The sequence below is a fragment of the Streptomyces sp. CO7 genome (genome assembly GCF_053474865.1).
In genome coordinates this window covers 1-1,844 of sequence record NZ_JBRIOU010000222.1, presented here as the reverse complement: position 1 = coordinate 1,844, position 1,844 = coordinate 1, and the positions used below count along the sequence as shown (strand labels likewise).

The 1,844-nt window shown below is 74.1% G+C and carries 2 protein-coding genes; both read left to right on the top strand.

All coding sequences use genetic code 11. The features are described from left to right. Positions 1-190: 190 nt before the first annotated feature. Entirely contained in the window at positions 191-472 is a 282-nt protein-coding gene (locus tag ACOV8S_RS32945; protein ID WP_448322335.1) for an acyl carrier protein, read from the top strand. After that, positions 469-1,844: TrpB-like pyridoxal phosphate-dependent enzyme (locus tag ACOV8S_RS32940; RefSeq protein ID WP_448322333.1), on the top strand; the 1,376-nt coding region annotated here is incomplete at its 3' end. The genes ACOV8S_RS32945 and ACOV8S_RS32940, both read left to right, overlap by 4 nt.

Below are 1,844 nucleotides of genomic sequence, written 5' to 3'. Positions count from 1 at the left end.
GCCCCGCCGTCTCTCCTCCCTCCCCTCTTCTCACTCCCGCGACCACGGGAGTGCGTCACCGCCCTGCCCCCGGCGGCGCCCACGACTGCCCTCCGACAGTCGTTCCCCGTGTCCGTCCGTGCGCCCCGCGTCACCGACGCCGTGCCCGATCCCTGTCCCGCTCCGGCACCCGCTCCGGCAAAGGAATGGCATGCAGCACGCACAGTCCACCTCGCCCCACCTCATGAACGCCGTCAAGAAGGTCGTCGCGGCGGCCTCCGAACCTCCTGTCGACCCGCTGGGACTCGCGGACGACGAACCGCTCAACGGCGAGCGGCTCCACATCAACTCCCTGAGCCTCATCGGGCTCCTGGTCCAGGTCGAGGAGGAGACCGGGGTCGCCCTCTCCGACGAGCTGTTCGTCGGCCGGTCCTTCGCCACCGTCGCCGACATCACCGCGATCGTCGAGCAGAGCAGCGAGGCCGCCGCATGACCGAGGTCCCCCGCCGCTGGCGCAGCGTCCTGCCCCACCTCGGGCAGCCGCTGCCGGCCGACCGCACCCAGCCCGGAACCGCCACCGCCGGCGGCTCCGTCCAGGCCAACCTGCCGCTGGAACTCGTCCGGCAGAGCGTGCAGTCCCGCGAGTACTGGGACATCCCCCAGGAGGTCGCCGACGCCTACCGGCGCTTCCGCCCCACTCCGCTGTGGCGGGCCCGCGCCTTCGAGGAGGCGGTGGGTGCCCGGGTGCCGATCTGGGTGAAGTACGAGGGCGGCAACATCTCCGGCAGCCACAAGCTCAACACCGCTCTCGCGCAGGCGTACTACTACCACCGGGCGGGGGTGAAGGAGCTGGTCACCGGCACCGGTGCCGGCCAGTGGGGCACCGCGCTGGCCGCGGCCTGTGCCCGCTTCGGCATGCGCTGCACCGTCTTCATGGTCGGCGGCAGCCTGGAACGCAAGCCCTACCGGGGGGTGTTGATGCGGATGCTCGGCGCCCGCGTCATCTCCAGCCCCAGCACGCTCACCGAGGTCGCCCGCTCCGGCCGGTCGGCGGGCAACAGCCTGTCGCTCGCGATCGGCGAGGCAGTCGAGTACGCCGCCCGCACCGAGGGCGCGGCGTTCTGCATCGGCAGCGGCGAGACGTACAGCATCCTGCACCAGTCCGTGATCGGCCTGGAGGCGATCGACCAGCTCGCCGAGGAAGGGGCCGAGGTCGACGCGGTGGTCGGCTGCGTCGGCGCGGGCTCCAACTTCGGCGGCATCGCCCTGCCCTTCCACGCCAAGGCCGCCGCCGAGGGCGCCGAACCGCCGGCCCTCATCGCCGCGGAGTCCAGCACCACCCCCAAGCTCACCCGGGGCGTGTACGCCTACGACCGCACGGACGCCACCGGATCGTCCCCGCTGGAGGCCATGTACACCGTCGGCAGCGACTACGCCATCCCCGACTCCCATTCGGCGGGCCTGCGGTACCACGGCGCGGCCAAGCTCGTGTCCGCGATGCGGCACGCGGGACAGGTCTCCGCCACCGCCGTCGACCAGGTCGCCGCCCTCGCCGCCGGCCGCGCCTTCACCACGACGGAGATGACCCTGCCCGCGCCGGAGTCCGGCCACGCCCTCGCCGCCGCCGCCCAGGCGGCGGGCGACGGCGCCACCGACGGCGACGCGCCCCGCGCGCGTACCGGCGTGCTGGTCTGCGTGAGCGGCCACGGCTACCTGGACCTCGGCGCCTACCAGCAGTTCCTCGAGGGCGACCTGGCCGACCGCGCGCCGGACCCGGGTGCGATCGCCGACGCGGTCGCGGGCCTGGCCCGCCTCGACGCCGCCGCGGGCCCCGGCGAGGCGGCCGGACGGATCACCGTCCCGCC